Raw genomic sequence first — 15730 nt, forward strand, 5'->3', positions numbered from 1 at the left:
GAGTCAGTCATGGATGCCCAAACCCTTCGCGCCGAAACCTTCAAGGCCCTGCATGAGCGCGACCGCGCCTTCGTGATGCCTAACCCGTGGGACGCCGGCTCTGCGGTGATGCTCACCACCCTTGGCTTTGAAGCCCTGGCCACGACCAGCGCGGGTTATGCGTTCAGCCTGGGACGCCCGGACGCGGAAGGGGCGTTGTCCCTGGAAGACACCTTGCGCAATGCCAGCATGATTGCCAAGGCCACCGCGCTGCCGGTGGCGGCCGACCTGGAAAACGGCTTCAGCGATACCCCCGAAGGGTGTGCCGAAACCATCTTGCGGGCGGCGGCCAGCGGTATCGTGGGGGGCTCTATCGAAGATGCCACCGGCGTTGCCGTCGACCCGATCTATCCCTTCGACCTCTCCGTAGAGCGCGTGGAAGCCACCGTCGCCGCTGCCCGCAGCTTGCCATTCCCCTTCACACTGACGGCCCGCGCGGAAAACCTCCTGCATGGTCGCCTGGATCTGCCCGACACTATTCGCCGCTTGCAGGCCTACGCCGAAGCCGGCGCCGACGTGCTCTATGCGCCGGGACTGCGCAGTGCCGAGGACGTGCTGGCGGTGGTCAAGGCCGTGGCGCCAAAGCCGGTGAACGTGTTGATGTCCGGCGCCCTGAAACTCAGCGTGGCGCAATTGAGTGCGATGGGGGTAAAGCGCATCAGCGTGGGCTCGGCCATGGCACTGGCGGCCTATGGTGAATTCTACCGCGCGGCCCAGGAAGTCTATGAGCTGGGCACCTTCAGCTTTACCGAACGCTCGATGCCCTTCAGCCAGGCCAATCAGTTCTTCAAGGACTGAGCCGTGCGTTTTTTCAAACTGCTGGGTGCTCTGCTGGTGCTCAGTGCTGCATTTGCCGTGGGTGTGTGGCGTGGCTGGTTGCCGCTGCCGGCTGAATGGAACCCCTGGTCGCCGCTGGACGTACGGTCCAGCCCGAACCTGTTGACCCGCTACAAGCTGGGACGCCTGCAGGATGACCCCGAGCTGTGCGACCAAGTGCTGAAAACCTCTGGTTTGCGTGTCAGCCATCAGGCTGACACGCCCGCCGACGCTGCCTGTCCGCTGCGCAATACCTTGCGCGTGCAGGGTGCAGACGTGGCATTAAGCAGCAGCTTTCTCGCCAGTTGCCCGTTGGCCGTGGCGTTCGCGCTGTTCGAGCGCCACAGCCTGCAACCGGCAGCCCAGGCGGTGTTCGGTCAGGCGGTGACACGGGTCGATCATCTGGGCAGCTTTGCCTGTCGCAACATGTATAACCGTGCCGAAGGACGGCTCAGCCAGCATGCGTCGGCCAATGCCTTGGATATTGCCGGGTTTCGCCTGGCGGATGGGCGCAGTATCAGCGTGCTCAAGGATTGGTCCGGGGAGGGCGACAGCGCGCGGTTCCTGCGCCAGGTGCGCGATGGCGCCTGTGATGATTTCAATGTGGTGTTGAGCCCGGACTACAACGCCGCGCACCGCAACCATTTCCATCTGGACATGGGCCGTTGGTGGGTGTGTCGCTAGGCCGCCAGGCGCAGGTTGTGGGTGATCAGTGGGCGTGCCCAGTGGTAGTCGAAGTCCAGCGCCTTCTGTTGCGCCAGCAGTTCTTCGGTTGGGTAAGGCGTGGCGGGTGGTGGCAACAGGTCCAGTTCGAACTCGGCAATCGGCAAGTGCAGAGGCCGTGGTTCCGGCGCCGGGCCGGGCTCAGGCAATGGCTGGCCGGCCGTCAGGACGATGGGGCGAACCCAAGCGCTTTCGAAATTCTGCTGGCGCTGCTGCGCGACGATTTCTTCCTGCGGGAATGGCGTGGCGGCCGGTGGCAGCAACTCGGTTTCGAATTCGGCGATAGGCAGGAACAGTGGCTCAGGTGGCGCAATCTCGGTGTCTTTGACGTCGCACTCACGCTGCGTGAGGATCTGCGACAACAGGTCGGCACCGGCGCTGGGCTCTACCGCCGGGTCCGCCGGTGCCGGCGCCTTGGCGGCGAGCGCGTCCGGCGTTTCACCGAGCTGCTCGGCCAGCGCCCGGGCGAAGAAGTCCTGCCACACATGACTCACCCCGGCCAGCGCTTGGGTATTGCGCAGGCCGTAGTGGTTATGGGTCGGCAGTACACCGATGGTTAGGGGGAGAATGTCTGACATTTTTCTCGGTCGACGCTCAGCTCTGGCAAAATACCTGACTGTTGTTTTTATCGGCCGTTGTTTGCCGATCCTTAATATTTTTGAGCGTAGCGATTGATGAGCGAACAACCAGCGGCCAGCCGCATCCAGGTCGAGGCCTTGGGCGAAGGTTTCCAGGCCCGGGCCGAGCAGTGGGCTGAACAGCTCGGCTTGCCTTTACAGCTTGCGGATGCGGATTTTTCCCTGCAGGTAGGCGAGCATGGCCTGCAACTGCAACAGTTGGGGCCTGAGGCGCCGGGGCCGGTGCGGGTGGACTTCGTCGAAGGCGGCGCGGCTCACCGGCGGCTGTATGGTGGCGGCAGCGGACAGATGATCGCCAAGGCCGTGGGCATTGCCCAGGGCGTACGTCCCCGTGTGCTGGACGCCACGGCCGGCCTGGGCAAGGACGCGTTCGTGCTGGCCAGCTTGGGCTGTGAGATGAGCCTGATCGAGCGCCAACCGCTGATTGGCGCCCTGCTCGAAGATGGCCTGGCACGCGCTACGCAGGATTTTGACGTAGCGCCCATCGTGGCGCGCATGAAGCTGCTCAAGGGCAACTCCATTGACGTGATGCTCAATTGGCAAGGGGAGCCGCCCCAGGTGATCTACCTCGACCCGATGTTCCCTCACCGTGAGAAAACCGCCCTGGTGAAGAAAGAAATGCGCTTGTTCCGGCCACTGGTGGGGGATGATCCGGATGCACCGGCTCTGCTGGCCGCCGCCCTGGCCTTGGCCAGCCACCGCGTGGTGGTCAAGCGCCCGCGCAAGGCGCCCTGTATCGAAGGGCCCAAGCCGAGCCATGCGCTGGATGGCAAGTCCAGCCGGTATGACATTTATCCCAAGAAAGCGCTCAAGCCTTAAGCCACAAGCAGCTTGCAGCTAATCACCTGCAACTGCATCTCTCCTATAGGCCCGCATAAACAACCCCACCACCTCCTGCACATGGGCTTCGGCGGCTTCCTCACTCAGTTGCCCGCCGCAGCCATACAGCAGGCAGAAGTTCGCCGTGCCCTTGAGCAGGCAGAAGAAGTGCTCGGCCGCCGTAAACGGTCTGTCGATGCTCAGCGCGCCGCTCTGATCGATCTTGCCGAGCAGGCGCTCCATGCCCTGGAGCATGCGCATGGGCCCGGCTTCAAAGAAGATTTGGGAGAGTTTCACGTCCTGATTGCCGGTGGTCATCATCAGGCGATGCAGGTTCACCGACTCTTCACTGTTGATCAGCCGATGGAACCCCCGCGCGATATTCAACAATACCGTTTCCACCGGCATGCCTTCGGGCAGTTCGAAGTACATCACCGGCAACTGTTCCTCGCACTTGGCCACCACGGCGGCGGTGAACAAGGTTTCTTTGTCGGTGAAGTGGCTGTAGACGGTCAGTTTCGACACGCCGGCCTCAAGGGCCACGGCATCCATGCTGGTGTTGGCGTAGCCGTTGCTCAAGAACAGGGTTTTCGCTGCCGAGAGGATTGCCTGGCGTTTTGCCATGTCCTTGGGACGCCCGGGGCTATTGGTGTTTACACGATTGTCGGACATTTTCACCTTTAATACTGGACTGGCGAGTTTGGTATTAATAACATACCGGCCAGTATAATTATTCCTAGCTCCATTTGCGAAAGGTCCTTCAGCATGCGCAGCACTGTCCTGCCCTTTGCGTTGCCTGTCTGCCTGGTCTTCCTGTTAGCCGCCTGCGGCCATGAAGAAGCGGTCCAGACCACCGTCCGCCCGGCCATGGTGGTGCAGCCGCAACCCTCGGCGCAGTCGACGGACAGCTACCCCGGTGAAGTACGCGCTCGCTATGAGCCGGACCTGGCCTTTCGCATCGGTGGCAAAGTCAGCAAGCGTCTGGTGGAGGAGGGCGAGCGGGTCAAGACCAACCAGGCGCTGGCGGAACTTGACCCTCAGGATGTGCGCCTGCAACTGGAGGCCGCCCGTGCCCAGGTCGCCGCTGCCGAGGCTAACCTGCGCCTGGTGCGCGCTGAGCGTGATCGCTACAAGACCCTGATGGACCGTCAGATGGTCAGCCGTTCCCAGTACGACAATTCCGAAAACCTTTACCGTTCCGGTGAAGCGCGCCTCAAGCAGATCAAGGCCGAGTTCGACGTGGCCAGTAACCAGGCCGGCTACGCCGTATTGCGCGCCCCCCAGGATGGCGTCGTCGCCAAGCGCGCGGTGGAAGTCGGCCAAGTGGTCTCCGCTGGCCAGACCGTGTTCACTCTGGCTACCGATGGCGAGCGCGAAGTGCTCATCAGCCTGCCCGAACAAGGGTTTGGTCGCTTCAAGATCGGTCAACCGGTCGCGGTGGAGTTGTGGAGCCAGCCGGGCCAGCGTTTTACCGGGCGCATCCGTGAACTGTCGCCTGCGGCTGATCCAAAATCGCGCACCTTCGCCGCTCGCGTTGCCTTCACCGGCGGCAAAGTCCCGGCGGAACTGGGGCAAAGCGCTCGCGTATTCATACAGGCCGACGGCGTTATTCCGCTGTCGGTACCGCTGTCTGCCCTGAGTGCGGAGAACGGTGCGTCCTACGTCTGGCGTGTACAGCCGGACAGCACCCTCAAGCGCACTCCGGTACGCATTGGCGCCTTCGGCGAAAAAACCGTACCGGTGCTGGAGGGCTTGGCCCCCACCGATTGGGTGGTCGCAGCCGGCGTGCATGTGCTCCATGAGGGTCAGCAAGTGCGTCCGGTGGACGGCTCCAACCGTATAGTGAACCTGGCGGCCAAGGAGTAGTCCCCGATGGCTTTCAATCTTTCCGAATGGGCGTTGCGTAACCGCCAGATCGTACTGTTCCTGATGATCCTGCTGGCTGTGGTCGGTACCTTGTCCTACACCAAGCTGGGGCAAAGCGAAGATCCACCGTTTACCTTCAAGGCCATGGTGATCAAGACCAACTGGCCCGGCGCTACGGCCCAGGAAGTCTCGCGCCAGGTCACCGAGCGTATCGAGAAAAAACTGATGGAGACCGGCGAATACGAGCGCATTGTCTCGTTCTCCCGCCCGGGTGAGTCCACCGTCACCTTCATTGCGCGCGACTCCATGCACTCCGTGCAGATTCCTGAGTTGTGGTACCAGGTGCGCAAGAAGATCAGCGACATCCGGCAGACCTTGCCGCCGGATATCCAGGGGCCGTTTTTCAACGACGAGTTCGGTACCACCTTCGGCAATATCTACGCCCTGACTGGCGACGGCTTCGACTATGCCGTGCTCAAGGACTACGCCGACCGCATCCAGATTCAACTGCAACGGGTGGCGGATGTGGGCAAGGTCGAGTTACTTGGCCTACAGGATGAGAAGATCTGGATCGAGCTGTCCAACCTCAAGCTCGCCACCCTTGGCCTGCCGTTGGCCGCTGTACAGCAGGCGTTGCAGGAGCAGAACGCGGTGTCCACTGCCGGCTTCTTTGAAACCCCGAGCGAGCGTGTGCAACTGCGCGTGTCGGGCAACTTCAAGACGGTGGAAGAGATCCGCAACTTTCCGATTCGTGTCGCTGATCGAACCTTCCGGATTGGCGATGTAGCCGACATTCACCGCGGTTTCAACGATCCACCGGCACCGCGCATGCGTTACATGGGGGCGGACGCTATCGGACTGGCCGTGGCCATGCGTGATGGTGGCGATATCCTGGTGTTGGGCAAGGCCCTCGAAGGCGAATTCGCACGTTTGCAAAAGAACCTTCCGGCGGGCATGGAGCTGCGCAAGGTGTCAGACCAACCGGCAGCGGTGAAAACCGGTGTCGGCGAATTCGTGCAGGTGTTGGCCGAGGCATTGGCAATTGTCTTGCTGGTGAGTTTCTTCTCCCTCGGCATACGCACTGGCATGGTCGTAGCCCTGGCGATACCGCTGGTGCTGGCAATGACCTTTGCCACCATGTATTACCTCGGTATCGGCCTGCACAAGATTTCCCTCGGCGCGTTAGTGCTGGCCCTCGGCTTGCTGGTGGATGACGCCATCATTGCCGTGGAAATGATGGCAATCAAAATGGAGCAGGGCTACGACCGGCTCAAGGCGGCCAGTTTTGCCTGGACCAGCACCGCCTTCCCGATGCTCACTGGTACGCTGATCACGGCCGCCGGTTTCCTGCCGATTGCCACTGCGCAATCGAGCACAGGTGAATACACGCGCTCGATCTTCCAGGTCGTGACCATCGCGTTGCTCGCCTCATGGATCGCCGCCGTGGTGTTTGTGCCGTACCTGGGGGAAAAACTCCTGCCGGACCTGGCGAAGATTCACGCGGCCAAACACGGCACCGATGGCCCGGATCCCTATGGCACGCCGTTCTACCAACGTGTAAGACGTTTGGTAGAGTGGTGCGTGCGTCGGCGCAAAACCGTGATTGTCCTGACGTTGCTACTGTTTATCGGCTCGGTGGCGTTGTTTCGCTTTGTGCCGCAACAGTTCTTCCCGGCCTCAGGCCGCCTGGAATTGATGGTCGACCTGAAACTGGCCGAAGGCGCTTCCCTGAGCAACACCGCCGACCAGGTCAAGCGCCTGGAAGCCTTGCTCAAGGAACACGCCGGCATTGATAACTATGTGGCCTACGTCGGCACCGGTTCGCCGCGTTTCTACCTGCCACTGGACCAGCAACTGCCAGCGGCCAGTTTTGCGCAGTTCGTGGTGTTGGCTAAGACCATCGAGGGGCGCGAAAGCCTGCGCACCTGGCTGATCGAAACCCTCAACGAACAATTCCCCGACCTGCGCTCGCGGGTTACCCGCCTGGAAAACGGCCCTCCCGTCGGCTACCCGGTGCAGTTTCGCGTAACCGGCGAACACATCGAGGAAGTCCGCGCCCTTGCACGGAAGGTCGCGGCCAAGGTTCGCGAAAATACCCACGTCGTCAACGTGCACCTGGACTGGGAAGAGCCGAGCAAGATCGTCTACCTCAATATCGACCAGGACCGCGCCCGCGCCCTCGGTGTCAGTACCGCCAACCTGTCGAAATTCCTGCAAAGCTCACTGACCGGTTCCAGCGTCAGTCAATACCGGGAGGACAACGAGTTGATCGAAATTCTCCTGCGCGGCACCGTCCACGAGCGCACCGAGTTGTCGCTGCTGCCCAGCCTGGCGGTGCCGACCGACAACGGTAAAAGCGTGGCCCTGTCGCAGATCGCCACCCTCGAATACGGCTTCGAAGAGGGCATTATCTGGCACCGCAACCGCTTGCCGACGGTGACCGTGCGCGCCGATATCTACGGCAAGGAACAGCCGGCAACGTTGGTCCAGCAAATCCTGCCAACCCTTGAGGGCGTGCGCGCCGAATTGCCGGATGGCTACCTGCTGGAAGTCGGTGGCACCGTCGAAGACTCCGCCCGTGGGCAGAACTCGGTGAAGGCCGGCGTGCCGCTGTTTATCGTGGTGGTACTGACCTTGCTGATGCTGCAACTGCGCAGCTTCTCACGCACGGCGATGGTGTTTCTGACCGCGCCGTTGGGCCTGATTGGCGTGACGCTGTTCCTGCTGGTGTTCCGCCAGCCCTTCGGCTTCGTGGCCATGCTCGGGACCATCGCGTTGTCGGGGATGATCATGCGCAACTCGGTGATCCTGGTGGACCAGATCGAGCAGGACATCAAGGCCGGGCTGGCGCCGTGGCAGGCAATTATCGAAGCCACCGTGCGGCGTTTCCGCCCGATTGTGCTGACTGCCCTGGCGGCGGTGCTGGCGATGATCCCGCTGTCACGCAGCGTGTTCTTCGGGCCGATGGCGGTGGCGATCATGGGCGGCTTGATCGTGGCGACGGCGTTGACCCTATTGTTCCTTCCGGCCCTGTATGCTGCGTGGTTCCGAGTGAGGAAGGACGTCGCGTAATCATGCTGGCCACTGTTTCTGCCCTGATGTTGTTGCTGCTCGCCCCCGGCCCGACCAATACCCTGCTGTTTCGTGCAGGGGGGCTGTTCGGGTTCCGGGCTTCGTGGACACTGCTATTTATCGAGTGCCTGGCCTACGTGCTGCAAGTCTCGGCGTGGGGCGTAGCGTTGTTCTACCTGGCCGCTTACTCCCCTTGGGCCGTCAAACTGATCCAGCTGGCGGCGGGTACTTACTTGCTCGTGGTGTCCTGGCGCTTATGGCGCAGCGCAAAAACCTCGGACGGTGTGACCCGGGATCGCTTCACTGGTGGGTATTTTTTCTGGATGACGGTGATGAACCCAAAAGGGCTATTGATCGCCTCGTTGATCGCGCCACCGGATACGTTTACCCACTGGCCCGGCTACCTTTCCTTCATGTGCACGCTGGCATTGGTCGTGGTTCTGGTCGGGTCGGCCTGGATCGTATTCGGCGTCGGTGTCGTCGGGCGCGGGCGTCACTGGTTGACGCCGCGTGTCATCAACAGGACCGCTGCGCTCGCCATTGGTTGTTTTGCCTCGGTCCTGCTTGGCCACCTGGCGACCTCGATTCTCAACTGACGCGATCCGTCCTGCTGCGCTTATGACGGTGTCTCAACGCGTGGCTCGCTCAGTTCGCTCATCTGGCATGTACGGGGCTGCTGGAACATCGCGCTGTTTCTTACGAGGGACGGAACCATTCAAGCCTGCGCGCCACACAGCATTACCCGCCCGCATGCAGCGAACCTGCAGCTCGCGGGCGCTGGGTGTTGGTCTAAATTGAATTGGAAGGAGAGATGATGTTTATATTAACGTGGCCGCTGCAAATCATGAACTCGATGCTGGGTGGTGGCATGGGGCTCGGAGGGGGGATGGGCCAGAACCCACCTATCAACATCAATATCAACAATGACAATAACAACCTGAACCACAACCTGAACCACAACCAGACCTCGATCAACCTGTCGAGTCTTCCGGTCAGGCCTTGGATACCTTATTAAAAGTATCCCTTATGGCTTGGGTCATGAGCGTTGAACGCTTTGACCCCTGGCGCTGCAGCAAGAAGCAAAAAAGCCCTGAGGTCATCAGGGCTTTTTCGTGGTTCATCAGTACTGTCTTGCCTGCCGTTTAAAGTGCGCCGAACACCTTCTTCGCCAGACTGGTGGCCGCCGCCGCCGGGTTCTTGCGAATCGTCTCTTCCTGCTGCGCAATCATCTTGAACAAACCATCCAGCGCCTGTTCGGTCACGTAGTTTTCGACGTTGGCGCTCTTGGCATCCACCGCGCCAAACGCGGCGGCCTTACCTGCGAGGGCGTTGTACTGCTGGGCCACGCCCACCTTGTCGGTAGCGGCCTTGACGATCGGCAGGAACTTGGCGCGGATCTGTTCGCGACTGCTCTTGTTCAGGTACTGGGTGGCGGAGTCCTGGCCGCCGCTGAGGATGCCCTTGGCGTCGGTCACGCTCATGTTTTTCACGGCATTGACCAGGATCGGCTGGGCCTGGGTCACGGCGGTTTCAGCGGCTTTGTTCATGCTGTCTTCCAACTGCGTGACCTGGTCACCCATGCCGAACATTTTCAGCTTGTCGGCGACTTTGCCCAGCTTGCCCGGCAGGCCGATCTTCACTTCAGGGTTGTTGCTGAAACCACCGGGTACACCCAGTTGTTTCACGGCGATCTGTGCGCCTTGGGTCAGGGCGTCCTTGAGGCCGCCGCTGGCGTCGCCCTGGGACAGGCTACTGAGGTCCAGGGCCATGGCGTTGGCGCCGAGCAGCAGGCCGGCACACAGGGCAGTGAGGCGAAGGGAGTTGCGGAGCATGGGGGCGTCCTTATGTTCGAGTTCAGGGTGCTACGGCGTTCACGCGCACGCGCAGCGGTTGTGGATCCTGGCCGTTGAGCTGCACCGTGTGCCGTTCGGTGGTGATAAACAGTAGCTTGCCATCCAGTTCGATGCGAGCGCTCACCGAATAACTGTGGCCCGGCTTGACCTGTGCGGGGTCGTAGGTCAGGTGAAACGGCAGCGGCACCTGGCCTTTGACCGGGCCTTTCTGCTCGGCCAGCGTCACCGCGGGCGCGTCCGCCAGGGACACGTCCTGCAGGCTCACGCTCAAGGTGGCGGCGGGCGGCAGGGCAATGCGTTGCAGGTAGAACACTTCGCCGTCGAGGCTGGCCTTGGGCGCTGGATGCATGGATTGGCAGGCTCCGAGCAGGGCGGTGAGACCCAGGAGAATGATTTTTTTCATGGTGCAGCTCCTTTTCAACGGCGCCAGCATCCAACTGGCGCCTTGTTCAATCTAGCGTGTTTCTTCTGCTTCCACCGGCGCTTCGGCCGCGCCATCCACACGGTGCAGGGCCACCTGGCGGATCGACAGGCGAATCTCCGCGGGCAACACGCGCTTGGCCGCGCCTTCGGCCAGTTCGCCGAGCAGATCGTGGTAGCTCAACTTGCCGGCCTCGTCGCGGCGCAGCACATCTTGCTCCAGCAAGGTCTGGATGAAATGTCGGAAAAGGCTCTTGTCGAAGAATTCCGGGGCGTTGAGGCCATGCAGGATCGACAGGCGCTGGGCCATGATCGTGCACAGGTCTTCCAGTTCTTCGGCGCTGATGCTGTTCTGGCCGCTGTTGAGCAACAGCGAGATCGCCATGTAGAAGCGTTGCAGGGTCTGGGCGATGGTCCTGGAAAGCAGGGTCAGCAGCACGAAGTGTCGCGAGCTCGGTGCAGGGCGCAGGAACACATTGTTTTCGAAGCGCAGCAGGCCCTGTTCGACGAACGCGTCCAGCCATTGATCGACCACCGTATCCAGCTCTTCCAGCGACCAGCGGATAAACAGCTCCGATTGCAGGTACGGGTACAGCGCGTGGGTATAGCGCAGGATCTGCTCGCGGCTCATCCGCGAGCTGCTCTGGAAGAAGCTGGCCAGCAGCGCCGGCAGGGCGAAGATGTGCAGCACGTTGTTGCGGTAGTAGGTCATCAGGACGGCGTTCTGCTCGTCCAGGTACAGAATTTTGCCCAGGGCATCGCTCTGTTCCGACAGCAGGTCCATGTCCTTGACGTGCTTGATCAGAGCCAGGCCGTCGCCTTCGGGCAAGGTGGTGTGGGGCGAATAAGGCACGCGGCGCAGCAGCGCCAGGTACAGGTCCAACTGGCGGGCCATGGCCTGTTCATCCAGGGCCAGGCGCGTGGTCGACAGCAGCGCCAGAGCCACCAGGTTCACCGGGTTCACAGCGGCGGCTTCGTTCAGGTGGCGGGCCACCTGCTCGCCGAGGCGGTTGGTGGTTTCGTTGAGCCAGGCCGGTTTGTAGTTCGGGCCCAGTTCCTGGGCGCGCCAGTCCGGTTGCTCGGCGTCGAGGAACTCGGCCAGCTTGATCGGCTCGCCGAAGTTGACCGCGACCTGGCCAAAGCGCTGCTTGAGCGCGCCGACCACTTTGAAAATATCGAAGATCGACTCTTTCTTCTTGCTCGCACCCCGCAGCTCGCCGAGATACGTGCGGCCTTCGAGCACGCGCTCATAGCCGATATACACCGGCACGAACACGATCGGCATGCGCGAGGAGCGCAGGAAACTGCGCAGCGTAATCGCCAGCATCCCGGTCTTCGGCTGCAGCATGCGCCCGGTGCGCGAGCGCCCGCCTTCGACGAAGTACTCCACCGGGAAGCCCTTGGTGAACAAGGTGTGCAGGTATTCGTTGAACACCGAGGTGTACAGCGGGTTGCCCTTGAAGGTGCGGCGCATGAAAAACGCACCGCCACGGCGCAACAGGCTGCCGATCACCGGCATGTTCAGGTTGATGCCGGCGGCGATATGCGGCGGGGTCAGGCCGTTCTTGAACAGCAGGTAGGACAGCAGCAGGTAGTCGATATGGCTGCGGTGGCAAGGCACATAAATCACCTCGTAGCCCTGGGCAACCTGTTGCACGCCCTCGATGTTATTGACCTTGATGCCGTCGTAGATCTTGTTCCAGAACCAGCTCAGCACCACTTCCAGGAAGCGGATCGCGGTGTAGGTGTAGTCCGAGGCGATCTCGTTGCCGTAGCGCAGGGCCAGGGCCTTGGCTTTTTCCGGGCTGATTTTTTCCCGCTCGGCTTCGTCAAGGATGGCCTGGCGCACCAGCGGCATGTTGACCAGGCCTTTCACCAGATTGCGCCGGTGGGACAAATCGGGGCCGATCACCGCCGTCTTCAGGTTACGAAAGTGCACGCGCAGGATGCGTTGGGCCATGCGCACGGTGCGTTCGTGGCCTTTATTGTGCTCGATCAATTCACGCAGGTTGATGGGCGCGGAGAATTGCACGCGGGTCTTGCGCCCCAGGATCAGGATGCTCAACAACCGGCGTAGACGCCCGGTGACCGCCCAGCTGTCGGCAAACAGCAGTTTCCACGGGCTGGACTCGCTCGCAGGGGTTTGTCCCCAGAACACGCTGACCGGAATGATTTGTGCATTCTCTTCGGCGTGTTCGCTGAGGGTGTTGACCAGGCGGGTCAGGGTCGGCGGCGCGCCACGCTTGTCCTGGCGCCCCAGCCAGTCCGGCTCGGGCGTGAGGTAGAAGAACGCCGCGGGTTCCATCAACGGGCCTACCGATACCGGCAGCACCGGGCGCGGCAGGCCGGCCTTGGTGCACTCGGCATCGACCACGGCCAATTCGGTGAGGGAGGGCGATTGCAGGACGTAAAACACCGGCCGGCTGCGGTCCAGGTTGAGGGTAAGGGACGACTGGTTGATCGTCTCCGAGCGAACCCAGAGGTACAACAGTCGGCGCAAGGTGCCAAACACCAGACGGCGGAACGGGGAGCGGGTCATAGGCGAGCTGCTTCAAGTGGGAAAAACCGAGCAGGCGCTCGGGCGGGTAGTGTGCCGTATTCGCCGAAAATCGGCAAAAAAGCAGCGATGTAAACTTGAGTTGATCGTTTTTGAGCCTGTCTTATACTCGGCAGTTCAACGCGATCGGCTCAACAATAACAATCAAGTGGGAGTGAACAGATGGCAACGCGCGAGACAGGCAATGTGAAGTGGTTCAACGACGCCAAGGGCTATGGCTTCATCCAGCGTGAAGATGGCAAGGATGTGTTTGTGCACTACCGCGCCATTCGCGGCGACGGCCACCGCTCGTTGGCCGAGGGCCAGCAGGTGGAATACGCCGTGGTAAGCGGCGAGAAGGGGTTGCAGGCGGAGGATGTAGTCGGTCTGTAAGTTCACCACATGAACCCATGTGGGAGGGGGCTTGCTCCCGATGGCAGAGTGTCAGTCACTGAATACATTGGCTGATACACCGCTATCGGGGGCAAGCCCCCTCCCACATGTTGATTGTGGTTTACCTCTCAGGCTCAGGCAGTTTTCCAGGTGATCTGCTCTTCACCGTCCGCGCTGATGCGAATCCAGGTGTCGGCGCTTTCCTCACCTTCTTCCTCGACCCAGCTCCCCGGTGCACAGCGCACTTCCACGTTCAGCGCAGCAAACGCAGCGCGGGCGCAGGCAATGTCGTCTTCCCACGGCGTCTGGTCACTTTCCAGGTACAGGCTGTTCCACTTGCCTACGGCTTTCGGCAGCCAGGTGACCGGCACATTGCCGGCCTTGCACTTGTAGGTCTGGCCACGCTGGACCCAGTCGCTGCAAGGGCCCAGGGCGGTGCCCAGCCAGGCGGCGATGGCCTTGTAGTCGACGTCGGCGTCCTTCAGGTAAATCTCGATATCGGGTTGGCGCATGGATATTCCTCGTTGCGGGATTCGAAAATCCATTCGCGGATGGTTAAACGTCGGTTATTGAAGCACGAAATAATCGTAGCGCATCGACACCGTGACCAGCAGCGGCTCGGCCGCCTCGATCACCTCGGTACGGCGTTCGGCACTGGCGCGCCAGCCGTGAGGGGTCATGGCCAGCAGGTTGGCGCGGTCCTGGGGCTCGGCCAGGCTCAAGGTGAATTCCAGGGTTTCACTGTGGGCCAGGCTCATGCCGTCCGGCACCAGGGCCAGGTGCTTGTCGTCGGTGTACTCGCGCACTTCGTCGTAAAGGCGCTCGCGCAGTTCCATCAGGTGGCCGCTGGTCGGGCCGACCTTCATCAGGCCGCCGCCGGGACTGAGCAGGCGCTTGGCCTCTTGCCAATCCAACGGGCTGAACACACTGGCGAGGAACTGGCAGCTGGCGTCGGCCAACGGCACGCGGGCCATGCTGGCGATCAACCAGGTCAGCGCCGGGTCGCGTTTGCACGCGCGCTTGACCGCTTCCTTGGAAATGTCCAGGGCGTAGCCATCGGCATGGGGCAGGGCCGCGGCGATTTGCGCGGTGTAGTAACCCTCGCCGCAACCGATGTCCACCCAGCGCTGCGGTGCGCGTTCGGCGGCCAGCTCGGCCAGGCGCTTGGCCACCGGGGCGTAGTGCCCGGCGTTGAGAAAGTCACGGCGCGCCTCGACCATGGCCAGGTTGTCGCCCGGGTCGCGGCTGTTCTTGTGCTGCACCGGCAACAGGTTCAGGTAACCCTGGCGCGCGCGGTCGAACCGGTGCCCGGCCGGGCACGCCACGCCATTGTCCACCGCGTTGAGCGGGGCGCTGCAAATCGGGCAGGCCAGCATCAGGCGAGCAACTTGATCAGGGTCTGGTAATAGATTTCGGTCAGCACGTCGAGGTCGCTGGCCAGGATCCGCTCGTTGACCTGGTGGATCGTCGCGTTTACCGGGCCCAACTCGACCACCTGGGTGCCGAGGGTCGCAATGAAGCGCCCATCGGAGGTGCCGCCACTGGTGGAGGCCTGGGTCTCACGCCCGGTGATCGCCTTGATGCTGGCCGACACCGCATCGAGCAACGCGCCCGGCTCGGTGAGGAACGGCAGGCCCGACAGCGCCCACTCCACATGCCAGTCCAGGCCATGCTTGTCGAGAATTGCCGCAACGCGCTGTTGCAGGCCTTCGACCGTGGATTCGGTGGAAAAACGGAAGTTGAACACCGCCGTCAGGTCACCCGGAATCACGTTGGTGGCGCCGGTGCCAGAGTTGAGGTTGGAGATCTGGAAGCTGGTCGGTGGGAAGAAGGCGTTGCCGTTGTCCCAGTGCTCGGCGGCCAGTTCGGCCAGGGCCGGTGCGGCCAGGTGGATCGGGTTCTTCGCCAGGTGCGGGTAGGCCACATGGCCCTGTACGCCGCGCACGGTCAGGGTGGCGCCGAGGGAGCCGCGACGGCCGTTCTTGACCACGTCACCCACCAGGGTGGTGCTCGACGGTTCGCCGACGATGCACCAGTCCAGGCGCTCCTTGCGCGCGGCCAGGCGTTCGATCACGGCCTTGGTGCCATGGTGCGCCGGGCCTTCCTCATCGCTGGTGATCAGGAACGCGACCGAGCCCTTGTGGTCCGGGTAGTCGCTGACGAAGCGCTCGGCCGCCACCAGCATGGCGGCCAGGCTGCCTTTCATGTCGGCCGCGCCACGCCCGCAGAGCATGCCGTTTTCGTCGATCAATGCGTCGAACGGGTCGTTCTGCCAGGCTTGCACCGGGCCCGTGGGGACCACGTCGGTATGGCCGGCGAAGCACAGCACCGGGCCGTCATGCTTGCCATGGGTGGCCCAGAAGTTGTCCACGTCCTCGATGCGCATCGGCTCCAGCGCAAAACCGGCGTCGCCCAGGCGCTGCATCATCAGCTTCTGGCAATCGGCGTCGATCGGCGTGACCGAGGGGCGACGGATCAGGTCGATGGCAAGTTGAAGGGTCGGCGAAAGGTCGGCATGGGCCGTCATGGGAAAACTCCGGGAAGCATGTCTGGAA

General features: G+C 62.2%; 16 protein-coding genes. 8 read left to right on the forward strand and 8 right to left on the reverse strand.

From position 1 onward, the window contains the following. Positions 1 to 9 precede the first annotated feature (9 nt). The gene (locus BB029_RS07655; protein ID WP_065938750.1) at positions 10 to 837 is read left to right on the forward strand and encodes an oxaloacetate decarboxylase; all 828 of its coding nucleotides are present in this window, start codon (positions 10 to 12) and stop codon (positions 835 to 837) included. Positions 838 to 840: 3 nt separating this feature from the next. After that, positions 841 to 1539 carry an extensin family protein gene (locus BB029_RS07660; protein WP_065938751.1) on the forward strand — a complete coding sequence of 233 codons (699 nt, stop codon included), beginning with the start codon at positions 841 to 843 and terminating at the stop codon, positions 1537 to 1539. Here BB029_RS07660 and BB029_RS07665 read toward each other — a convergent pair. Continuing rightward, complete coding sequence (locus BB029_RS07665; RefSeq protein ID WP_065938752.1) at positions 1536 to 2156, reverse strand: energy transducer TonB; 621 nt, start codon at positions 2154 to 2156, stop codon at positions 1536 to 1538. The two genes, BB029_RS07660 and BB029_RS07665, sit on opposite strands and share 4 nt — an antisense overlap. Positions 2157 to 2252: 96 nt before the next feature. On the opposite strand from BB029_RS07665, the gene BB029_RS07670 reads away from it, so the two are divergent. Beyond that, positions 2253 to 3035, forward strand: a complete 783-nt coding sequence (locus BB029_RS07670; RefSeq protein ID WP_065938753.1) for a class I SAM-dependent methyltransferase — start codon at positions 2253 to 2255, stop codon at positions 3033 to 3035. An 18-nt stretch (positions 3036 to 3053) separates the two neighbouring features. On the opposite strand, the gene BB029_RS07675 is transcribed toward BB029_RS07670, so the two are convergent. Beyond that, entirely contained in the window at positions 3054 to 3707 is a 654-nt protein-coding gene (locus BB029_RS07675; protein WP_065938754.1) for a TetR/AcrR family transcriptional regulator, read from the reverse strand. Between the two features lie 93 nt (positions 3708 to 3800). Here BB029_RS07675 and BB029_RS07680 point away from each other — a divergent pair, with 93 nt between their 5' ends. The 4 genes from BB029_RS07680 to BB029_RS07695 all read left to right on the forward strand — a co-directional run bounded on the left by BB029_RS07680 (position 3801) and on the right by BB029_RS07695 (position 8988). After that, positions 3801 to 4901 (forward strand): efflux RND transporter periplasmic adaptor subunit, encoded by a 1101-nt coding sequence (locus tag BB029_RS07680; RefSeq protein WP_065938755.1) that lies wholly within the window; start codon positions 3801 to 3803, stop codon positions 4899 to 4901. A 6-nt stretch (positions 4902 to 4907) separates the two neighbouring features. Next, positions 4908 to 7973: an efflux RND transporter permease subunit gene (locus BB029_RS07685; RefSeq protein ID WP_065938756.1), complete on the forward strand. Its 3066-nt coding sequence runs from the start codon at positions 4908 to 4910 to the stop codon at positions 7971 to 7973. Positions 7974 to 7975: 2 nt separating this feature from the next. After that, positions 7976 to 8569 (forward strand): LysE family translocator, encoded by a 594-nt coding sequence (locus BB029_RS07690; protein WP_065938757.1) that lies wholly within the window; start codon positions 7976 to 7978, stop codon positions 8567 to 8569. A 218-nt stretch (positions 8570 to 8787) separates the two neighbouring features. Then, the gene (locus BB029_RS07695) at positions 8788 to 8988 is read left to right on the forward strand and encodes a hypothetical protein (RefSeq protein ID WP_065938758.1); all 201 of its coding nucleotides are present in this window, start codon (positions 8788 to 8790) and stop codon (positions 8986 to 8988) included. Between the two features lie 127 nt (positions 8989 to 9115). Here BB029_RS07695 and BB029_RS07700 read toward each other — a convergent pair whose 3' ends face one another. The 3 genes from BB029_RS07700 to plsB are packed head-to-tail and all read right to left on the reverse strand — an operon-like array spanning position 9116 to position 12785. Further along, entirely contained in the window at positions 9116 to 9805 is a 690-nt protein-coding gene (locus tag BB029_RS07700; RefSeq protein ID WP_065938759.1) for a DUF4197 domain-containing protein, read from the reverse strand. A 22-nt stretch (positions 9806 to 9827) separates the two neighbouring features. Next, on the reverse strand, positions 9828 to 10229 hold the full coding sequence (locus tag BB029_RS07705) for a YbaY family lipoprotein (protein WP_027604494.1): 402 nt from the start codon (positions 10227 to 10229) through the stop codon (positions 9828 to 9830). A gap of 51 nt (positions 10230 to 10280) precedes the next feature. Next, positions 10281 to 12785: a glycerol-3-phosphate 1-O-acyltransferase PlsB gene (gene plsB, locus BB029_RS07710; RefSeq protein ID WP_065938760.1), complete on the reverse strand. Its 2505-nt coding sequence runs from the start codon at positions 12783 to 12785 to the stop codon at positions 10281 to 10283. 180 nt (positions 12786 to 12965) lie between these two features. Here plsB and BB029_RS07715 point away from each other — a divergent pair, with 180 nt between their 5' ends. Then, positions 12966 to 13175, forward strand: a complete 210-nt coding sequence (locus tag BB029_RS07715) for a cold shock domain-containing protein (RefSeq protein WP_017529713.1) — start codon at positions 12966 to 12968, stop codon at positions 13173 to 13175. A 134-nt stretch (positions 13176 to 13309) separates the two neighbouring features. On the opposite strand, the gene BB029_RS07720 is transcribed toward BB029_RS07715, so the two are convergent. From BB029_RS07720 to dapE, 3 genes are read right to left on the reverse strand one after another with little or no spacing between them, the layout of a single operon-like run. Beyond that, on the reverse strand, positions 13310 to 13687 hold the full coding sequence (locus tag BB029_RS07720) for a hypothetical protein (protein WP_065938761.1): 378 nt from the start codon (positions 13685 to 13687) through the stop codon (positions 13310 to 13312). A gap of 54 nt (positions 13688 to 13741) precedes the next feature. Beyond that, a complete protein-coding gene (locus BB029_RS07725; protein ID WP_065938762.1) occupies positions 13742 to 14551 on the reverse strand; it encodes a putative RNA methyltransferase in 810 nt (269 codons plus the stop codon). Next, complete coding sequence (dapE, locus tag BB029_RS07730) at positions 14551 to 15702, reverse strand: succinyl-diaminopimelate desuccinylase (RefSeq protein WP_027604490.1); 1152 nt, start codon at positions 15700 to 15702, stop codon at positions 14551 to 14553. Before dapE ends, BB029_RS07725 begins: the two co-directional genes overlap by 1 nt. Positions 15703 to 15730: the final 28 nt, after the last annotated feature.

The sequence above is a fragment of the Pseudomonas sp. S3E12 genome (assembly GCF_001702295.1).
GTDB classification, from domain to species: Bacteria; Pseudomonadota; Gammaproteobacteria; order Pseudomonadales; family Pseudomonadaceae; genus Aquipseudomonas; species Aquipseudomonas marginalis.